The 19,304-nt window shown below is 62.4% G+C and carries 14 protein-coding genes; 13 read left to right on the forward strand and 1 reads right to left on the reverse strand.

The window, feature by feature from the left end:
- Positions 1 to 79 precede the first annotated feature (79 nt).
- The 3 genes from ACWGTO_RS27105 to ACWGTO_RS27115 all read left to right on the forward strand — a co-directional run bounded on the left by ACWGTO_RS27105 (position 80) and on the right by ACWGTO_RS27115 (position 5,151).
- Positions 80 to 2,959, forward strand: coding sequence for an ATP-binding protein (locus ACWGTO_RS27105; protein ID WP_454577862.1), 2,880 nt, complete (start codon positions 80 to 82; stop codon positions 2,957 to 2,959).
- 126 nt (positions 2,960 to 3,085) lie between these two features.
- Entirely contained in the window at positions 3,086 to 4,372 is a 1,287-nt protein-coding gene (locus ACWGTO_RS27110; RefSeq protein WP_454577863.1) for an epoxide hydrolase family protein, read from the forward strand.
- 107 nt (positions 4,373 to 4,479) lie between these two features.
- Complete coding sequence (locus tag ACWGTO_RS27115) at positions 4,480 to 5,151, forward strand: VOC family protein (protein WP_454577864.1); 672 nt, start codon at positions 4,480 to 4,482, stop codon at positions 5,149 to 5,151.
- Between the two features lie 179 nt (positions 5,152 to 5,330).
- Here ACWGTO_RS27115 and ACWGTO_RS27120 read toward each other — a convergent pair whose 3' ends face one another.
- On the reverse strand, positions 5,331 to 6,536 hold the full coding sequence (locus ACWGTO_RS27120) for an ROK family protein (RefSeq protein ID WP_454577865.1): 1,206 nt from the start codon (positions 6,534 to 6,536) through the stop codon (positions 5,331 to 5,333).
- Between the two features lie 143 nt (positions 6,537 to 6,679).
- Here ACWGTO_RS27120 and ACWGTO_RS27125 point away from each other — a divergent pair, with 143 nt between their 5' ends.
- The 10 genes from ACWGTO_RS27125 to ACWGTO_RS27170 form a co-directional block, all read left to right on the forward strand.
- Positions 6,680 to 7,945 carry an ABC transporter substrate-binding protein gene (locus ACWGTO_RS27125; protein WP_454577866.1) on the forward strand — a complete coding sequence of 422 codons (1,266 nt, stop codon included), beginning with the start codon at positions 6,680 to 6,682 and terminating at the stop codon, positions 7,943 to 7,945.
- A gap of 76 nt (positions 7,946 to 8,021) precedes the next feature.
- The gene (locus ACWGTO_RS27130) at positions 8,022 to 8,957 is read left to right on the forward strand and encodes a carbohydrate ABC transporter permease (protein WP_454577867.1); all 936 of its coding nucleotides are present in this window, start codon (positions 8,022 to 8,024) and stop codon (positions 8,955 to 8,957) included.
- Positions 8,950 to 9,855: a carbohydrate ABC transporter permease gene (locus tag ACWGTO_RS27135; protein ID WP_454577868.1), complete on the forward strand. Its 906-nt coding sequence runs from the start codon at positions 8,950 to 8,952 to the stop codon at positions 9,853 to 9,855. The genes ACWGTO_RS27130 and ACWGTO_RS27135 overlap by 8 nt, the downstream gene beginning before the upstream one ends.
- Positions 9,856 to 9,922: 67 nt before the next feature.
- Positions 9,923 to 11,029, forward strand: coding sequence for an ABC transporter ATP-binding protein (locus tag ACWGTO_RS27140; protein WP_454577869.1), 1,107 nt, complete (start codon positions 9,923 to 9,925; stop codon positions 11,027 to 11,029).
- Between the two features lie 23 nt (positions 11,030 to 11,052).
- Positions 11,053 to 11,820, forward strand: a complete 768-nt coding sequence (locus ACWGTO_RS27145) for an SDR family NAD(P)-dependent oxidoreductase (RefSeq protein ID WP_454577870.1) — start codon at positions 11,053 to 11,055, stop codon at positions 11,818 to 11,820.
- A 20-nt stretch (positions 11,821 to 11,840) separates the two neighbouring features.
- Entirely contained in the window at positions 11,841 to 12,833 is a 993-nt protein-coding gene (locus ACWGTO_RS27150; protein ID WP_454577871.1) for a sugar phosphate isomerase/epimerase family protein, read from the forward strand.
- Positions 12,833 to 13,645 (forward strand): SDR family NAD(P)-dependent oxidoreductase, encoded by an 813-nt coding sequence (locus tag ACWGTO_RS27155; protein ID WP_454577872.1) that lies wholly within the window; start codon positions 12,833 to 12,835, stop codon positions 13,643 to 13,645. Before ACWGTO_RS27150 ends, ACWGTO_RS27155 begins: the two co-directional genes overlap by 1 nt.
- A 447-nt stretch (positions 13,646 to 14,092) precedes the next feature.
- Positions 14,093 to 14,932 (forward strand): hypothetical protein, encoded by an 840-nt coding sequence (locus tag ACWGTO_RS27160; protein WP_454577873.1) that lies wholly within the window; start codon positions 14,093 to 14,095, stop codon positions 14,930 to 14,932.
- 339 nt (positions 14,933 to 15,271) lie between these two features.
- The gene (locus tag ACWGTO_RS27165; RefSeq protein WP_454577880.1) at positions 15,272 to 17,200 is read left to right on the forward strand and encodes an adenylate/guanylate cyclase domain-containing protein; all 1,929 of its coding nucleotides are present in this window, start codon (positions 15,272 to 15,274) and stop codon (positions 17,198 to 17,200) included.
- Positions 17,201 to 18,142: 942 nt separating this feature from the next.
- A partial coding sequence (locus ACWGTO_RS27170; RefSeq protein WP_454577874.1) for a VCBS domain-containing protein occupies positions 18,143 to 19,304 on the forward strand: 1,162 nt, incomplete at its 3' end.

The raw sequence follows: 19,304 nt of genomic DNA on the forward strand, positions 1-19,304 counted from the left end.
CGACGCCCGTCTCGCAGGCGGATGCCCTCCCCGGATTGAGCGCGGCCGTGAAGGTAGCCACGAGCTACCGGAGTCCACCATGCTCGATCAGGACGTTTCGCATGACGTGATTGCGTCTTTCGGCCCTTTTCGCTTGAGCGTCTCTGAGAGATTGCTCGCAAGAGGCGGGGAACCTGTCGGGATTGGCGGGCGGGCGTTGGATATCCTTATCGTACTGGTGGAGCACGCCGGGGAAGTCCTGAGCAGCAAGGATCTGCTCAGGCGTGTCTGGCCCGATGTGATTGTTGAGGAGGGAAGTCTCCGGGTACACCTCTCCAATCTTCGCAAGGCTTTGGGTGACGGGAAAGATGGCAACCGATACATCGCCAATGTAGCCGGACGTGGCTACAGTTTCGTAGCGCCGGTGCAGACCTCCGCTCGCATGATCCCCACCCCGCCCAGCTCAGGAGCCGGTCGGCCCAAAAGGCTGCCGCCGCGACTTGAAAGGATGATCGGGCGCGAAGAAACGGTTGCCGCTCTACGCTCCCTGCTTACCGAACGGCGGTTCGTCAATGTGGTCGGGCCGGGAGGTATGGGCAAGACGACCGTTGCGGTTGCGATAGCTCACTCCTTGCGCAGCGAGTTTTCCGATCAGATCTATTTTCTCGACCTTGGCGCGCTGGGAGATGCATCTCTGGTCGCCGGCGCTGTGACTTCAACGTTGGGTTTGAGCGGTCAGGCGGCGCAGGACCCGGTGTCTGCTCTGGTTGCCTTTCTGGTCGACAAGCCGATTCTTCTCGTCCTCGATAGCTGCGAGCATGTGATCGATGCAGTCGCCGCGCTGGCAGAGCGTCTCTTTGCCGAAATCCCTCTCGTGCACCTGCTAACAACCAGCCGCGAGGCCTTGCGTGTCGAGGGCGAGAATGTGCATCTGCTGACGCCCCTTGAAGGGCCGTCCGAAGACAGTGGGCTGACCGCTGCGCAGGCACTTGCCTCGCCCGCTGTGCAACTCTTCATGGAACGCGCCGTCGCGGGAGGCCTTGGTGCCGAACTCAGCGATGCGGACGCGCCGATCCTGGCGGCAATATGCCGCCGGCTTGACGGGATAGCACTGGCAATTGAACTCGCTGCCGGCCGCGTGGGCACCTACGGAATTCGCGGAACCGCCGAACTGCTTGATGACCGCTTCAAGCTTCTATGGCACGGCCGGCGAAGCGCTATTCCGCGTCATCAAACGCTTCAGGCAATGTTCGACTGGAGCTACAACCTGCTCTCCCCGCACGAACAGACGATCTTGCGCCGGTTGTCTGTATTCGTCGGCCCTTTCACGCTCAGAGATGCCATAGCAATCGCATCGGACGGTGAAGCCGATGCGCCAGCGGTAGCAGACGCCGTCGAGAGCCTGGTGAACAAGTCGCTTATCAGGATGTCCGAGTTGGCGGGATCGACTTACCACCGGCTCCTCGATACCAGTCGAGTTTATGCGGCGGCCAAGCTTGCCGAAACCGGCGACGGCGCGGTGCTGTCGAGGCGACATGCGCATCATTATGCCGATCGCTTCAAACCAGACTCGACAAGAGCGACTGTGTTCGGGAACCGCGACGTCTCCGCTTATGAGCCGCACATGGGCAATATTCGAGCAGCACTCGAGTGGAGCTTTTCGGACGGCGGCGAGGCCCAGAACGGTGTCCAACTTGCAGCCGGAGCGGCGCCTCTGTTCTTGGGGTTCTCGCTTCTGGGCGAGTGCGAACGGTGGTGCGAGCGGGGCCTGTCCGCCTTAGGGGAGACAGATCGCGGAACGGAGCGCGAATTGGCGCTTCAAGCAGCGTTGGCGATCTCGTCGATGTTCACACGCGGTAACAGCGATGCCGTCAGAAAGGCCATCGAGCGAGGCATCGGACTGGCGGAGGCGCTGCGGGACGGCCAATACAAGTTGCATCTGCTGGCCGGGCTGAACATCTTTCTTACTCGCATCGGGGACTTTCGCGGGGCCCTCGCCTGCGCCGAGCGGAGCGTGCTCGTTGCGGCAGAGCTTGGGGAGCAGTCAGGGATCATCATAGCCGAGTGGATGCTCGGCGTATCGCATCACCTGGTTGGAAACCAGGCGGCGTCGCAGCGACACAGCGAGCGTGGACTGGAACTGGAAGCAGAGGCTGGCAGCGTCCAGGTCGACTTCTTCGGCTACGACCACAGGATACGCGCGCTTATTGCGCTAGCGCGTGCCTTGTGGTTGCGCGGCATGCCGGAGAGTGCGCTCAGAATGGCGGATCAAGCCGTCGAGGAAGCAACGAAACGTGAGCATCCGGTCGCGGTTTGCATGTCGCTGGTTTACACTGTCCCAGTCTACCTCTGGAGCGGCGACTTTGAGCGCGCGGCGCAATGGATCGAACGTGTTCTAGCTTATGCGACGAAGTATTCGCTGGCTCCCTATCATGCGATGGGCCTTGCTTTGAAGGGTGAGCTCATGATCTTGCAAGGCGAGCCGGCCGAGGGCGCGCAATTGCTCCGTAGCGCTGTCGCGACGCTTAGCGCTGAACGGTTCAATATCCTTGCGACGGCATTCCTCCGAGCGCTCGCCGAAGGTATGATGCGAAGCGGCCAGCTTGATGAGGCTACGACCACAATCGACCGGGCCATTGCCTTGGCGGACCAAGCCGGCGAGACGTACGATCGTCCGGATTTGCTGCGTGTGTGGGCCGAAATCCGCCTGGCATACTCTCCGCCCGATGTGAGTGCGGCTGAGGACTCGCTGCTTCAAGCGGTCTATTGGGCAGGTAAACAATCGGCAACGGCGTGGGAGTTGAGGGCTGCCGTACCGCTGGCCAGGATGTGGCAGCAGCAAGGTCAGGCAGACCGTGCCCGGGATTTGCTCGGCAGGCTCCTTCAGCGGTTCGGCGAGGGAGTGCAAACCGCCGATGTAAATGCGGCGAGCGCCCTGCTCGCCGAATTGAACGGCACATCCGCAAATGCATCGCGCTAACGCGCCCGCTAACGACTCTTAACAACGCATAACGCGCAATTCCCTCCCGTTCGAGCGAACATTCCTCCGCGGCCATTCGATCTGCGTGACCGCATCCGAACAAATAGAAAAATAGAGGAGGATGTCATGTCATCAGCATCAATGTCGCCCACGCGGCGCGAACTTCTTGCCACCGCAGTTGCAGCCGGGGCCATCAGCGCGCTTCCCTCTGCGCTACACGCGGCAACCGGGACCGACTCGATTCGCCCCTTCACGTTCAGTGCCTCAGAGGAAGATCTGGCCGACCTGCGCCAACGCCTGGCGCAGACCCGATTACCCGACAAGGAAACCGTCACCGATTATTCGCAGGGCGTACCGCTCAAGACGGTCCAGCAGCTTCTGCGTTACTGGCAGACCGAATACGACTGGCGGAAAGCGGAAGCGAGGATGAATGCCTATCCGCACTTCATCACCGAGATTGACGGACTGGACATCCATTTCATCCACGTCCGTTCGGTGCATGAAAACGCAATGCCGCTCATCGTCACGCATGGATGGCCGGGTTCAATCATCGAGCAGCTCAAGATAATCGAGCCGCTGACCAATCCCACCGCGCATGGCGGCAGCGCATCGGATGCCTTCGATATCGTGATTCCGTCGATGCCGGGCTACGGATTTTCCGGCAAACCGCAGACGACCGGCTGGGATCCCGAACGGATCGCGCGGGCATGGACCACGCTGATGCGACGCGTTGGCTACAAGCACTTTGTGGCACAGGGTGGCGACTGGGGTGCTACCGTCACGGAGCAGATCGGCGTGCAGGCGCCGCCTGAACTGCTCGGCATTCACACCAACATGCCCGGTGCAATTCCTGCAGAGATCGACCAGGCATCTTTCGCCGGTGCGCCGGCGCCGTCCGGTCTGTCCGATGAGGAGAGAAGCACGTACGAACAGCTCGTGTTCTTCTACAAGCATGTTTACTACGCCCTCTGGATGGCAACGCGCCCGCAAACACTGACCGGGTTTGCGGACTCCCCCATCGGCCTCGCCACCTTCCTGCTCGACCACGACATGGCCAGTCTGCAGATGATCGCGCGTTCGTTCGATGGGCAGAGTGAAGGCCTCACGCCGGACGACGTCCTCGACAATGTCACACTGTTCTGGCTCACCAACACAGGGGTTTCGTCAGGTCGTCTCTATTGGGAAAACAAGCTCGCGTTTTTCAGTCCCAAGGGCATCTCCGTTCCGGTTGCCGTAAGCGTCTTCCCCGACGAACTCTACCAGACGCCGCGGAGTTGGGCGGAACGGGCGTATCCCAAGCTCATCCACTACAACAAGGTCGACAAGGGCGGTCATTTTGCTGCTTGGGAACAGCCGAAGCTCTTTACCGAAGAGCTTCGCGCCGCGTTCCGGTCGCTTCGGCAATCGATATGAGATGAACGGGGCGTCTGCTGCTCCGCTCTCCATCCAAGACGGACCGGGCACACGCCCCGGTCCGCCGCATGTGAACTCAGAAGCCACCAAAATCGGAGGAAATTGACATGAACGATATTCAGCAGCGCCGCGAAGCCGCGATAGCGACACCCGCAGCGCGAGGCGTAGACATAAGGCTCGAGGTCGCGGTCATTCCCGTTTCGGACATCGACCGTGCCAAACACTTCTATGGCGGCTTGGGCTGGCGACTGGACGCCGACCTCACAGGCGACGGATTTCGTGTCATCCAGTTTACGCCTCCGGGCTCCCCGTGTTCGGTCGTCTTCGGCTCAGGGACCACAACGGAGCCCTATGCCCGGCTCGAACTCGATGTCCTCAAAAGCGCTGGCGAGCTCGTCGTGTCGGACATCGAGGTGGCGCGCGCCGAACTCGCCGATCTCGGTGTCGACGTGAGCGAAGTGTACCACTATGCCGGCAACGAAGGCCGCGTCAGCGGTCCGGACCCCGAACGGCGCAGCTACCTGTCGTGGGCATCCTTCAGCGATCCGGCCGGAAATATCTGGATGTTGCAGGAGGTCACCGCGCGAGCGCCCGGTCGCGTGGACGCTGGCGAAACCACATTTGGCTCGTCGGCCGAGCTCGCGGCCGCGCTCCGGCGTGCGTCTGTGGCCCATGGCGAGCACGAGAAACGGACAGGCGGCCAGCGTGATGAGAATTGGCCAGACTGGTACGCGCAGCACATGGCGGCGGAGAAGGCAGGCAAGGAGTTGCCTCTATAAGTCGGGCCGTCGATTGGTTTGAACCAAGGAGCGGCGTGGCTCTCATCGTCGCCAATGGGCCGCTTAGGACGCAAAGTTGCCTTCGGCCCTGCAACAGCGATGTCTGTCTGGCGCCGAGCCGGCGCGCTCGGCGCTACTAGAGCTATCGATCGTTTCACGCAACTCCAACGGCCTGACGATCAGCCGAGCGACAGTTCCGTCGTCTGGTGTCTCAGCACCAGGCCGACCGCGCCCAGCAAGGCATCGTTCTCGGTGTGCTTGCCGACGATTATGCGTGTGCGCAGGGCCGGAGCGACATCGCGGGACTTGATGAGCGTGTGGCGTTCATAGGACGCGATCAGCGGCGTCAACAGAATGTCGCCTGCCAAGGCCATGTGGCCGCCGATGATGATCAGCGGCGGATTGAGCACCGAGCCGATCAGGCCGAGACCGCGGCCGGCGGTCTCGGCGGTATCCTCGATCATCCGCAACGCCCTGACATCGCCCTCTTCGGCCATGGTGATGACATCGTCCATGGTGACTTGCCGCCGCACGACACGCGAAATCTGTTCCAGTGGCCGGGCAAAGCTTGCATAGAGCTCCAGACATCCGCGATTGCCGCACCGGCAAAGATCGCCGCCGGGATCAATGCTGATGTGCCCGAATTCGCCGGCGCCGCCGGCGATGCCCGTCACCAGCCGGCCTTGCTGGACAATGGCTCCGCCGACACCCAGATCGATCTTGAACAGCACGAAATCATCCTGGCCGACGGCGGCACCCCACATCAGCTCGGCAATGGCCGAGCAGTTGCTCTCATTGTCGGCGAAGATCGGCTGTTCCAGGACGGGTCCGAATACATCCCGTATGTTGACGCCGGCCCATGTTGGAACCATGCTCGCGCGCAGCACCACTCCATCGCGGCTGACCGGGCCGGAGACGGAGACACCAACCCCCAGGAGCCCCGCCACCGGCAGACCGTTTTCCTTGTAAGATTGGGCAATTGCCGATTTGACCATCTGGGCCGCCTGTTGCGGCTGGTAGTCCAGAGGCATCGAGATAGTTTGTTCGGCAATGACGGAATGCGAGACATCGGCGACGATGAGCCGTATCTCTTGAAGAGCCAGGTGAATTCCGACGCAGGTGCCCGCCGTCGGATTGAGCGTAACGGCCGCGGCTGGTCTGCCGATACCTCTGATACCATCGCTGCTGGCGGGGGCTTCGATGATCATCCCCGACTTTCTCAAGCCGTTGAGGGCAGTCGAGACCGTCGAGCGCGCCAGACCGGTGACGCGTGCGATCTGCGACGCCGAGAGGCCGCCGCGCTCGCTCAGGCAGCGCACGATCATGCTCTCCGGCGACGCGGACGGTCTGTCGATCAGCCAGGCTCTAAGCGAAGGTTTTGTCATGGACCAACATAAACACCGTTGACTGATGGCTTCAATATGTCATCTTGGAAAGAACTCGAGATTAACGCATCTCGCCGGCAGCGGCTTCAAACCGCGGCCATAAGCGGTCGATACGAACCGTGCAACCATATGGGAGTGAAGCCATGAAATCCGTCATGACCGCCTTCGCGGTCGCTGCTGCGTGCACCTTTGTCGCCGGGGCCGCCTTCGCCGAGCCCAAGACGAACCTTTTGCACCAATGGGCGACCGGATCGGACGCCCAGGCGATCGCCAAGCTCGGCGAGATGTTCACCGCCAAGGGCGGCAAGTGGGAACAGACCTCGATCGCCGGTCACACGGCCAATACGCTGGCCAAGCTGCGCGCCGACGTCATCGCCGGCAATGCGCCGCCTGCCGTGCAGCTCAAGGGCCCGGAAATCGCCGAGTGGAACGAGACCGGCATGACCGCCGACCTCGACGAGCTGGCGGCCTCGGAAGGATGGGAGAAAGTGGTTGCACCGGAATTGCTTCCGGTGATGAAGCCGACCGGCAAATGGGTCGCCGCGCCCATGAACATCCACCGCATCAACTGGCTATGGGCCTCGCCGAAGGTCATGCAGGCCGCCGGCGTGGCGGAAATGCCCAAGACCTGGGCCGAGTTCAATGCGGCCTGCGACAAGATCGTCGCCTCGGGCAAGATCTGCATCTCGCATTCGACCGCCGACTGGACGGATTCGACGGTGTTCGAGGTCGTGCTCTACGGCCAGGACATCGATCTCTATCGCAAGGCCTTCGTCCAGGGCGATGTCGAAGCCATGCGCAGCCCGGGCATGGTCAAGGCGTTCGAGCAGATGCGCCTGATGACGAGCAAGTACATGGATCCCGGCATGGTCGGCCGCGACTGGGATTCGATGTCGGCGCTCGTCGGCAAGGGCGACGCGGCGTTCCACATCATGGGCGACTGGACGATCGGCCTTTTGACCGCCGCCGGCTTCAAGGAAGGCACCGACTATGTCTGCGCCCAGGCGCCGACCGATTGGGGCAAACCCGGCTTCATCCTCAACTCGGACTCGGTCGTGTTCTTCAAGCAGAAGGACCAGGATTACATTGACGGCCAGAAGCTGCTTGCCAGCCTGATCCTGTCGCCCGACTTCCAGACGGTCTTCAACCAGGCCAAGGGCTCGATCCCCTCACGCCTGGATATCGATCTGTCGAAGGGCTTCAATCCGTGCCAGCAGCTCTCGCAGAAGGATCTGCAGGCGTCGATCAAGGAGGGCACGCTGGTCCGCTCGATGGCCCACAACATGACCATCCCGCAGAAGATGCGCGGCGCGATCATGGACTCCATCACTGAGTTCGTGGCCACGCCCGACATGTCGGCCGAGGACGGCGCCAATGCGATGGCCGACGCGGCCGAAGCACAGAAATAGACGCGAACGGCCGGGCGCCATCCGCGCCCGGCCATCCTCCATCCCAGTCCCGCGCCCTGCCAGTCCAGTGCTCTGAATGTCAAACCACGACCTGATCCTGTCGGTCCCGGCGCCCGCCCGCCCCTGGCGCGAGCGGCTGGGCTCCGCGGTGCCCCTGCTGGTGCTCGGCCCCTCGCTTGTGGCGAGTTTCGTCTACGTCTTCGTGTTCACCGGCTGGACGCTCTACATCTCGCTGTCGAACTCCTCGCTGCTGCCGACCTACGGCTTCGTCGGCCTCGACAACTACGCGTCGCTATGGGCGAACCGGCGCTGGAACATCGCCTACAACAACCTCTTTATCTTCAGCGGTTTCTACATTGTCGGCTCGATGGCCGTGGGACTGCTGCTGGCGATCCTGATCGACCAGCGCGTGCGCGGCGAAGCGGTCTGGCGCACGATCTTCCTCTATCCGCTGGCCGTCTCCTTCATCGTCACCGGCACGGTCTGGAGCTGGCTTTACAACCCGGTCGACGGCATCCAGGCGCTGGTGCGCGGTTTCGGCTGGACGAGCTTCAGTTTCGCACTCGCCAGCGACCGGCACTATGCGATCTACGCGGTGATCATCACCGGTGTCTGGCAGGCCTCGGGCTTTGCCATGGCGCTCTTCCTGGCCGGTCTGCGCTCGGTGGATCAGGACCTCGTCAAGGCCGCGCAGATCGACGGCGCATCGACCTTCCGCATCTATCGCAAAGTGCTTCTGCCAACGATTGCGCCGATCTTCCTGGCGGTCGCCGTCATCCAGATCCAGTTCGCCATCAAGACCTTCGACCTGGTGGCGGCGCTCACCAAAGGCGGCCCGGGGATTTCGACCACCTTCCCCGCTATCTACGTCTATGACCTGATGTTCCAACGCGGCCAGATCGGCGAAGGTGCGGCGGCCGCCATCATGATGCTTGCCGCCCTTGCCGTGGTGCTGGTGCCCTATTCTTTCTGGGTGGTCTGGCGGCGGCGCAAGGAAGCCGGCCATGGCTGACGTCGTGCTGGACCAGTCTCTCGATCGTCACGCAGCCACGGTTGCGGCGCGCAGGCATTTTCTCACCCGCTTCGTCATTTATGGGCTGCTGGTGATCTTCGCGGCGATCTACCTGGTCCCGTTGCTGGTCGTGGTGCTGAATTCATTCCGCGATCAGCAAGAGATCGCGCGCAACGGGTTGATCTCGCTGCCACGCAGCTTCCGCCTCGAAGCCTGGGGCCAGGCCTGGAGCACCTATTGCATCGGCGGCACCTGCGAGGGCATGCAGCGCAACTTCTACAACTCCCTGAAAATGACGATCCCGGCGACGATCATCTCGACGGCGGTCGGCGCGATGAACGGTTACATCCTGTCGAAATGGCGTTTCAGGGGTTCGGAAGCGCTGTTCACCTGCATGCTGCTCGGCGTCTTCATTCCGGGCCAGATCTCGTTGATGCCGTGGGCGTTCATCCTCGGCAATCTGGGCCTCAGCAATTCGGTCTACGGGCTTGTCCTCATCCACGTCATCCAGGGCATTTCGTTCACAACCCTGTTTTGCCGCAACTATTACGTCAGCATCCCCGACGATCTCATCAAGGCGGCGCGCATCGACGGCGCGGGCTTCTGGCGCATCTTCCGCAAGATCATCCTGCCGCTCTCCTCACCGATCCTGATCGTCACGGTGATCTGGCAGTTCACCGGCATCTGGAACGAATATCTGTTCGGTGTCGTCTTCACCTCCGGGCAGCAACAGCCGATCACGGCCGCGCTCGTCGCGCTGACGGCAAGCGGCACCAATGTACGCGCCTACGATGTCATGAGCGCCGCCGTGCTGATCGGCGCCCTGCCGCCGCTGCTGATCTATCTCTTCGGCGGCAAGTATTTCGTCCGCGGCCTGACCCAGGGTGCAATCAAGTGAGCCACGATCAAGTGAGCGGAGCCTGTCTCATGTCGCCTGTCGCTCCGTCCGCCAGGAAGGGCATCGCATGTCGACATTGACCATCCGATCCCTGCGCAAGAACTTCGGCGCGGTCGAGGTGCTGAAGGGCATTGATCTGGAGGCTGAGAACGGCGAGTTCATCGCGCTGGTCGGACCGTCCGGCTGCGGCAAGTCCACCCTGCTGGCGATGATCGCCGGGCTGGAAACGGTAACCTCCGGCGAGATCCGCATCGACGGAAGGCTGGTCAATTCGGTTGCGCCGAAGGACCGCGACATCGCCATGGTGTTCCAGTCCTACGCGCTCTACCCGACGATGACGGTGCGCGAGAACATCACCTTCGGCATGGAAAGCCGCCGCGTGCCGAAACCGCAGCAGGACGAGGCCGTCAAGCGGGTCGCGGCTTTCCTGCAGATAGAACCGCTGCTTGGGCGCAAGCCCGGACAGCTCTCGGGCGGCCAGCGCCAGCGCGTCGCGATGGGCCGGGCGCTGGTGCGTGATCCGAAACTGTTCCTGTTCGACGAGCCGCTCTCCAATCTCGACGCCAAGCTGCGTGTCGACATGCGCACCGAAATCAAGAAGCTGCATCACCGTGTCGGCAAGACGACGGTCTACGTCACCCACGATCAGGTCGAGGCGATGACGCTGGCATCGCGTATCGCCGTGATGCATCAGGGCGAGGTTCAGCAATTCGATGAGCCGGCCACGATCTACAACCGGCCGGCTAACATGTTCGTCGCCGGCTTCATGGGTTCGCCGGCGATGAATTTTCTGCCGGCCGAGCTCAGCCATGAAGGCGGTCGCCCTTCTGTTGCCCTGCAGGCCGCCGATGGCAAGACGGCCAGCCTGCCGATCGTCCAAGCGCTTCCATCCGATACGCCGCGGCAGCTCGTGCTCGGCATCCGGCCGGAGCACATCTACCGGTTCGATCCCGATCTTGCGCGCCGCAAGCCAGGCATCGCGCAAATCGATGCCGTGGTCGAACTGGTCGAGCCGACAGGTGCCGAGACCATGGCCGTTCTGCGCCTGGGCGGCAAGGAGATCACCGGCCGTTTCGACCCCGACGGCACGCCGCTTATGGGTGAGACGGTGACGCTCGGCATCGACATGGCGCGTGCCTGCCTGTTCGACCCGACGACCCAACGCCTGATCTGACCTGACCTGAAAGAGTTTCGCACTTGTCCTTCGCCATCTATCCGAGCCTGGCTGACCGTGTCGTGCTGATCACCGGCGGCGCGACGGGCATCGGCGCCGACACGGCCCGCGCCTTCGCCGCCAATGGCGCACGCGTCGCGTTTCTCGATCTGCAGCAGCAGGCCGGCGAGGCGCTGGCGCACGAACTCGCCGCTACGGCATCGCACGCGCCGCTGTTTATGCGCTGCGACGTGACCGACATCCCTTCCCTCCAGGCCGCGATCGGCACGGTGCGCGACCGCCTCGGGCCTGTCGCGGTGCTGGTCAACAACGCCGCCGACGACAATCGCCACCCCGTCGTCGAGGTGACGCAGGAATATTGGGACCACGCCCAGGACGTGAATCTGCGGCATCACTTCTTTGCCGCCCAGGCCGTGCATCCGCACATGAAGGAATTGGGCTTTGGTTCGATCGTCAATTTTTCCTCGATCGCCTGGCGTTTCGGCGCGGCTGACATAGCGCCCTATGCGACGGCCAAGGCTGGCGTGATCGGGCTGACATTCGCGCTGGCGCGGGCGTTCGGGCCCGACAACATCCGCGTCAACGCCATCGAGCCGGGCGCCGTCATTACCGAGCGGCAAAGGCAGCTTTGGTTCAAGACGCAGGCCTCGGTCGACCAGGTCGTGCAGCGCCAGATGATCCGCCACGTTCTGCTCGGCGAGGAGATAGCGCGCACGGTGCTGTTCCTGGCCGCCGACGACAGCCGCATGATCACCAAGCAGTCGATCACCGTGGATGCCGGCCTGCGATGACCAATCCAAAGGATCGCTTCATGCTCGAGATTGGCCTGAACCCCTACGGCCTGACCTATCATCTCGGCCTCCAGGGTCGCGGCACGCCACGCGCCAATCCGAGGCCAGCAGGGCTCGAAGGTTTCATCGCGCTGGCGACCGACCTCGGCGCGCGTGTGCTGGAGATCTGGGTGCCATGGCTGAGCGAGCTTTCCGACGACGCGGTGATCGCGCTGCGCGAACGGCTCGCCGTGCTTGGCATTACGCCGATCGTCAGCGGTGGCCTTCTGGTGGGCGAACCGCTCGACGATGCGCTTCGGGCCGCACGCCTGCTCGATGCCAAGATCATCCGGACAGCGCTGACGCCGGTTCTGTGCGGCGACCGCAACGCCGCCGGCGAGAAGTGGAGCGAGTACGCCGGCATCATTCGAGACAGATTGAGGCAATGGGGTCCGCGCGCGAATGCCGAAGGCTACACCCTTGCCATCGAAAACCACCAGGATTTTACCAGCGGGGAAATCGTCGATTTTTGTGCGCTTGGCGGCGACGGCGTCGGCGTCACCTTCGACACAGGCAACACATTCCCGGTCGGCGAAGCGCCGCTCGATTTTACGCGGCGGATCGCCCCTTATGTCCGCCATGTCCATCTCAAGGACTACCGCGTGCAGTTCACTGGGGAAGGCTACCGGCTGATCCGTTGCGCCATCGGCGATGGCGCGGTGCCTTTTGCCGAGCTGTTTGCGATTCTGCGCCAACACCACGATCGCATGACCGGCGTTCTGGAACCCGGCGCCCTGGAGGCGCGGCATGTCCGCTTTCTTCGCGATGACTGGTGGCATGGCTATCCGCAGAAATCGGCGCGCGAGTTTGCCGCCTGTCTGGCGGCAGCCCAGCGCAACCGGCTGCCCGACGATGCCGACTACCGCACCCCCTGGGAGCGCGAAGACGACGTTTCACTGGTTTCCTATGAGCTCGACATGATCCGGCGCAGCGCCGCCAACATGCGCAACCTTGGTTTGATGGAGAAGATCTGATGACGACACGTGAACTCGATGGATTGACCGCCTTCGTCACCGGCTCCGGCCGTGGGCTCGGCCGCGTAATGGCCGAGCGCCTGGCCGAACTCGGCGCCAATGTCGCCATCCACGACATGGACGAAACGGCGCCGGCCAAATATGGCGAGTTCGCCAATCTCGGCGAAGTGGTCGAGCGCCTGAAGCGGCATGGCACGAAGGTCACTTCGGTGACCGGCAACATTGGTGATCAGAAAGCGGTGGCCGAGATGAAGCGCAGGATCGAGGCCGATCTCGGCGACGTGCATGTGCTGGTCAATTGTGCCGGCGGCGACATCGGCGCCAAGGGCGGCAAGCCGAACCCGAACAACGCCCTCGACATCGAACTGGACGACATCCGCGTGCTGACCGAGAACAATCTGATCGGCACGATGCTGGTCTGCCAGGCCTTCGTGCCGCCGATGAAGCAGCGCGGCGGCGGCTCCGTCATCAACATCGCCTCGGCGGCGGCCCATCTCGGCTGCTCGCCCGAGGTCGTCTACTCCACATTGAAGGCCGCGGTGGTGCACTACACGCGCTGCCTGGCCAAGGAACTGATCGACGACGGCGTGCGCATCAATGCGGTCAGCCCCGGCGCCACCAAGACGGCACGCTTCCAGGCGACCCGCGTGGTCGATCCCGAGCGCATGGATTCGAGCAGGAAATCGCTGAACCGCTATGCCGAGCCGGAAGAGATCGCCGAAGCGGTGGCCTTTCTCGCCGGCCCCCGCGCGCGCTTCATCAACGGCCAGGTCATCCGCGTCGATGGCGGCTTCACGATCTTTCCGGGGTGAGTCGTGCCACCGGCGGCCGCAGGGAAATCGCATATGGCGGCGCCAGCCCCCTCTCCGTCCGCTACGCGGCCACCTCTCCCCCACTTTGTGGGGGCGAGGAAACGCTAATCACGGATGTCGCGGCCTTGAAAAGCTTGGGTTCCTCGCCCCCACCAGAGTGGGGGAGAGGTGGCTCGGCGAAGCCGAGACGGAGCGGGGGAGCGCCATATACGATTGCCCTGCCCTGCTGCCCACGTGAACTTACCCCCATCGAGCGCGTAGGAGGGTACCATCGCCGCGTCGGCCCCTGCGCCGGGGTATGGACGAATCCAATCATGCGCCATATTGATGGTGACACGGTCTGCCGTGGCGCTTTCCTGGCCAAAGCAGGCGACGTTCGTTCAATGACGCTGCGCCGGGCGCCTTTGACGCCGCCCCGCAAAAGTGTCGATACCGGGGGACCTGGTCATGACTGACGACAACAAGCCGGCCGCAGACGTTACCAAGGATTGGCAAGCATCGCAGGGCCAGAAGGCCGGCGCCACGCGCCTCCGGCTTTTCGCCGCGCTGTCGTGGATCATTGCCATTGGCGGCGAGATCGCCGGCATTGTCCTGCTCTACAAGCACAAGTTCGACAACGGAAACCTGCCGCTGCTGATCGGCATTCTGGTCGGCATCGCGATTTTCGCCATCGCCGGCAGCATGCTGTGGAAGGCGGCCAACAGGAAGGACCCGGCTAAGGCATCCGAACCGTTCCGGTTCTTCGTTCAGAACCAGCTCGGCGCGATCATCACGCTGATTGCCTTCCTGCCGTTGGTTCTGCTGATCCTCAACGACAAGAACATGGATCCGAAGAGCAAGAAAATTGCCGGCGGCGTGGGCGCGGTGCTGGCCGTGGTCGCGACGCTGCTCGGGGTCAGCTACCAGCCCCCGTCGGTCGAGCAGTACACGCAGGACATGAACGCCTGCGCGACCCAGATCAAGGCGGGGCAGCCGACCACGGCCTGTTCGCCCGAGGTCGCCGCCCAGGCGCAGGCGATCGCCACCGACTCCACCACGGTGGCCGATGCGACGAAGGACGCGGCACACCCCAATGGCCAGGATGTCGTCTACTGGATCGCGCCGGAAAACGGCGCCACCAAGTCCGACACGGAGCATGTCTTCCACCTCTGCGCGGCCGTCAGCCCGCTGAAGGACAAGACCGTCAACAGCGGCTCGGTGACGGAAGCCTACGCCCAGAACGCCATCCGCATCACCAAGCAGATCGAGATGGAACAGAAGCAGTGCGGGTTCACGACGACGCCGTGAGTAAGCCTGTGTTCTGGGGCTGATGGACGGCCAAGTGGCGTGCCTGAAGGCGGGCGAGAGAACAAGCACGTGCCTACAGGATGCCAGCCGCGCTATGAGGGGACATCTCGGAACCGAGGCTGAATGTCGCATTTGTAGCCGGGACCCGGCTGTCAACTTTCAGGATGACTGGGCAAGAAAGCCGACCCTTGTGTCCAGCCTCATGCGGACCGCTTTGCACCAGAAGCGACCTTTCCGACCACCGTGGCTAATGGACGGCCTCCTGACTTGGTGGGCCCTCGTCAGGGCGCTGCGCTGGGTGTACCATATTAGCCATATTGGGTCCGGGGCCGGATGATGATGATCGTCCCTCCATTGAACCGGAAGCTGCTGGCGATCCTGGCGGCCGATATGGTCGGCTACTCAAGGGCGATGGAGGCCGATGAGGCCGGCACCATTGAGCGGTTGAAATCCGTTCGTGCCGAGCTGTTCGACCCGGCCATCTCCCAGCACCATGGCCGCCTCATCAAGCTCATGGGCGATGGCGCGCTTGTCGCCTTCGACAGCGTGGTCGACGCAGTCGCCTGCGCGGCGGAAATCCAAAGCGCGGCGGCTGCGCGCAATGAAGGTCTGCCCGAGCCTGAGCGCATCGTGTTCCGCATCGGGGTCAATCTGGGCGACGTTGCGCTGGTTGACGGCGATGTCTATGGCGATGGCGTCAATGTCGCCGCGCGATTGCAGCAACTCGCTGATGCTGGCGGCGTGATCGTGTCGGGCACAGCCTTTGACCATCTGCAAGGCAAGCTTGGTTGGTCCCTCGATTTCGCTGGCGAGCAACAAGTAAAGAATATCAGCCGCCCGGTTCGGATGTACCGGCTGAGGCTCGACGGCAAGCGGCCGCGCTGGACCTTGCGCAAGGCGATGCCGCGCTGGGTTGGGACGGCGGCGGCCATCGTACTATTTGTTCTGCTGGGCGGCGGCGGGACATGGTGGTTCTTTCATTCAGCTGCTCTGGGTGCCAAGCCGTCGGTCGCAGTGCTGCCCTTCAACAACTTTAGCGGCGACGACGCCACAGGGCGTCTGGCCGATGGCCTCACCGAGGACATCATCACCGATCTCGCGCAGTTTCCCGAACTCGACGTCGTGGCACGCAATTCGACGCAAGCGTACAAAGGCAAGTCGCTGGATGTCCGCCAGGTCGCAAGTGCGCTCGACGTCGGCTATGTGCTGGAAGGCTCGATCCAGCGCCAGGGAGGTCGGCTGCGGATCACCGCGCAGTTGATCGATGCAAAAACCGGCAACCATCTGTGGTCGCAGCGATGGGACCGGCCTGCTGAAGACGTGTTCGCCATTCAAACCGAGATCGCCGAGCAGGTCACCAACCGTCTCGGCAACGGCGTGGGCCTGATTCAGGGAGCGGGGCGGGCTGCAGCGAAGCGCAAACGGCCGGACAACTTGACTGTCTATGATTACTATCTGCTCGGAACCGAAAGGATTGAAAAGATTACCGTAGCGGATGAGAAGGAGGCCATCAGGCTGCTCAACGTCGCTGTCGAACTGGATCCGGAGTTCGCACGCGCCTGGGTGGAACTTTATCATGCTCATAACATATTGGCTGGCTTCGGTATCAATCCCGAGAGCGAGGTCAAGGCGGCTGCCGATGTAGCCGAACGCGCGGTGCGGCTCGATCCGAGCGACGCCGAGGCGCACGCGGTTTTTGGCATGAGCCTCAAAGAAAAGGGCGACAACGCCCGCGCCAAGGTCGAGCTGGATACGGCCCTCCGCCTCGCTCCCGGTTCGGCCGAAATCCTGACATTCTATTCCGGCTATGCGGCAGGCTTCGACGAACCCGAACGCGGCGCTCAGTTGGTCGACCAAGTTATACGGCTCGACCCGAATTACCCGATGTGGGCAACTAGTTTCTACTCCTCGGCCTATTTTATGGCTGGCCGCTATGAGGACGCCGTGAAGATGCTGGAGCGCAAGACGCCCGATAACTCCGGCAAAGGGGATTGGGTGGTGCGTAGCAGCTCCCTCGCGGCCCTGGGTCGAACCGATGAGGCGAACGCTTCGGTCAGGGAAACCCTCAAACGGTATCCGGACCTGACCGTCGAGGGCATGGTCAATGAATTCAGCTCGAGCAAGACGGAGCTCGGTCGTTTTATCGAGACAATGCCGCTCGCCGGCTTCCCGCTTTGCGCCAAGCCCGAGGCGCTGACAGAGCTCGCCAAATCTGTGCGGCTGCCGGAATGCGAGGCGGAGGAGGCGAAGCCTCTCGGGCAGCCATAGGACCGAAAAGGGGCCGGAAGCGGACCGGCTGCTTCGAGGCAAGGATTTCGATAAGCCGACCTTCAGGCCTCGCGAGCATCGAGATCTGACCCCGTGCAGACGCAGGCTAGTTGTGTGAAAGCGCCGACTGACAGTCCTTGGTGTCTGCGCATAGTTGGGGTTGACCGCTCCCGGGCGCATGTTCGCCTGTGGTAGCCGGGCCATTGGCGCCCTGCTGCAATTGCGATATCCGGCGGATGATTGATGCTGATGCTGTGCTAAATAAAACGGGCGTCATGAGCGCGGCTAAAAAGGTCCGTTAAGCGCCATTAACAGCCATTTGCCTCGGGAGTACTGAATGCCTCGATCCGACCAACTTGGACATTTGGGACGGTGAGAAGGCAAAGCGGACATCGAGCCCCAAGTCAACTCAGCGACAAGGACGCGTTATCGTTTGCGATTAAGCAAACGGCAGCCGCCTGTTCCGACAAAGGGCGCGGGTCAGCCGATGAATTGCGTATCACCATTCTTGATTTCCACACCTGGTTTCCCCAGCTGGCACAACCGTGGGTTGTTTCGGTCAACCATTAACTGTTTCGCCAAGTTGGATGTTGACGCCCTCCCTAAGAGAGTTAATAATCCCCTAATATAAGCGTCGCACAAAGCTACACTCGACATGCAACAACGAGTTAGACGACGCCATTGGGGCTTGGGAAACACAACGCGGCGAAGGGGTATCGTCGTAGCCATCACCATTTGAGCCACCACTCGCCCGCGACCGGCCACGCATTGTGCTGGCCGTCGCAAGGCGACAGTGTTGGGGCTTTCGGGTGCGCTGACAGGATTGATGTCCGCCGGAATCTGCATGTCAGGCGCGCAATGATTTTTCGGCAGGAAGCGGCTGGTCTTTCAATACGGTCGACAGGCGCGGGGGCGTCTGTCGTTAAACAACAGGGGTGAAAAATGGCTACTCAGATCACCGGAGCCGGTGGTACCACGACGTCGTTCTCCAACACGCCGCAGGCGAAGGACGACGTTCTCAACTACACCGAGGACACGGTTGTCATCGTGTCGGCAGCTCAGTCCATTATCCTGCTGGACGTGATGCAGAATGATCTGGGTGGAAACGCAAAGACCCTCTATTCGATTGACGACGGGATTTCCGCCTCGACTGCCACCAAGCAATATGCGCCGATCGACCTGACGACGGCAGACGCCCAAGTGAGCGGCGTCTCTGCCTGGGAGGACATTGGCGGCGGCGTCTTCATCCGCATCAACAATGGCAAGGTCGAGATGAACCTTAGCCAGTATTTGCAGCAGCATGGCTTCGCCAGCCTGCAGGCCATGGGTGCTACTGACAGCATCCACGAGACGTTCACCTACGCGATCAAGCTCGGCAATGGAACGCTGAGCTGGGCCAGCGTGTCGGTCAACATTCAGGGCAGCAACGATGGCGCGACGATCACTACGGCCCCAGGCGCTGACCAGACTGTGGTCGAAGCCGGCGGCATCGCCAACGGAACGCTCAACGATCCCAGCGCTCACGGACAGCTGATCCTGACGGATGTCGATATCAATCAGAACCATTTCCAGAACCCGGCAAGTCTCCAGGGCACCTATGGCACCTTCGCCTTCAATACGACTACCGGTGCGTGGACCTATGCGCTCAACCAAGCGCTTGCCGACCCGCTGACGCAAGACCAGCATGTGACCGACACTCTGACGGTGACATCAGCGGACGGAACCGCCAGCTACAATATTGTTGTCAACATCCTCGGCACCAACGATGCCGCTGTCCTGTCGGCCGACGTGCGCAACCTCACCGAGACCAACTCGGCCGTCGACATCTCGACCTCGGGCACACTGACCATCTCCGATGTCGACAGCCCGGCGACCTTCGTCGCCCAGGTGGCCAATGTCGGAACCTACGGCACCTTCGCCATCGACGCAGCCGGCGCCTGGACCTACACGGCATCCTCCGCCCATAACGAGTTCGTCGCCGGCACCACCTACACCGACACCTTCGATGTCGTCAGCGCCGACGGCACCCACACCTCGGTGACCGTCAACATCCTCGGCACCAACGATGCCGCTGTCCTGTCGGCCGACGTGCGCAACCTCACCG

Source organism: Mesorhizobium sp. PL10, assembly GCF_053714315.1.

Coding starts and splice junctions, on each gene's coding strand:
- ACWGTO_RS27115 (WP_454577864.1), top strand. CDS start 4,480: ATGAACGATATTCAGCAGCGCCGCGAAGCCGCGATAGCGACACCCGCA.
- ACWGTO_RS27135 (WP_454577868.1), top strand. CDS start 8,950: ATGGCTGACGTCGTGCTGGACCAGTCTCTCGATCGTCACGCAGCCACG.
- ACWGTO_RS27130 (WP_454577867.1), top strand. CDS start 8,022: ATGTCAAACCACGACCTGATCCTGTCGGTCCCGGCGCCCGCCCGCCCC.
- ACWGTO_RS27165 (WP_454577880.1), top strand. CDS start 15,272: ATGATCGTCCCTCCATTGAACCGGAAGCTGCTGGCGATCCTGGCGGCC.
- ACWGTO_RS27120 (WP_454577865.1), bottom strand. CDS start 6,536: ATGACAAAACCTTCGCTTAGAGCCTGGCTGATCGACAGACCGTCCGCG.
- ACWGTO_RS27125 (WP_454577866.1), top strand. CDS start 6,680: ATGAAATCCGTCATGACCGCCTTCGCGGTCGCTGCTGCGTGCACCTTT.
- ACWGTO_RS27160 (WP_454577873.1), top strand. CDS start 14,093: ATGACTGACGACAACAAGCCGGCCGCAGACGTTACCAAGGATTGGCAA.
- ACWGTO_RS27150 (WP_454577871.1), top strand. CDS start 11,841: ATGCTCGAGATTGGCCTGAACCCCTACGGCCTGACCTATCATCTCGGC.
- ACWGTO_RS27140 (WP_454577869.1), top strand. CDS start 9,923: ATGTCGACATTGACCATCCGATCCCTGCGCAAGAACTTCGGCGCGGTC.
- ACWGTO_RS27110 (WP_454577863.1), top strand. CDS start 3,086: ATGTCATCAGCATCAATGTCGCCCACGCGGCGCGAACTTCTTGCCACC.
- ACWGTO_RS27105 (WP_454577862.1), top strand. CDS start 80: ATGCTCGATCAGGACGTTTCGCATGACGTGATTGCGTCTTTCGGCCCT.
- ACWGTO_RS27155 (WP_454577872.1), top strand. CDS start 12,833: ATGACGACACGTGAACTCGATGGATTGACCGCCTTCGTCACCGGCTCC.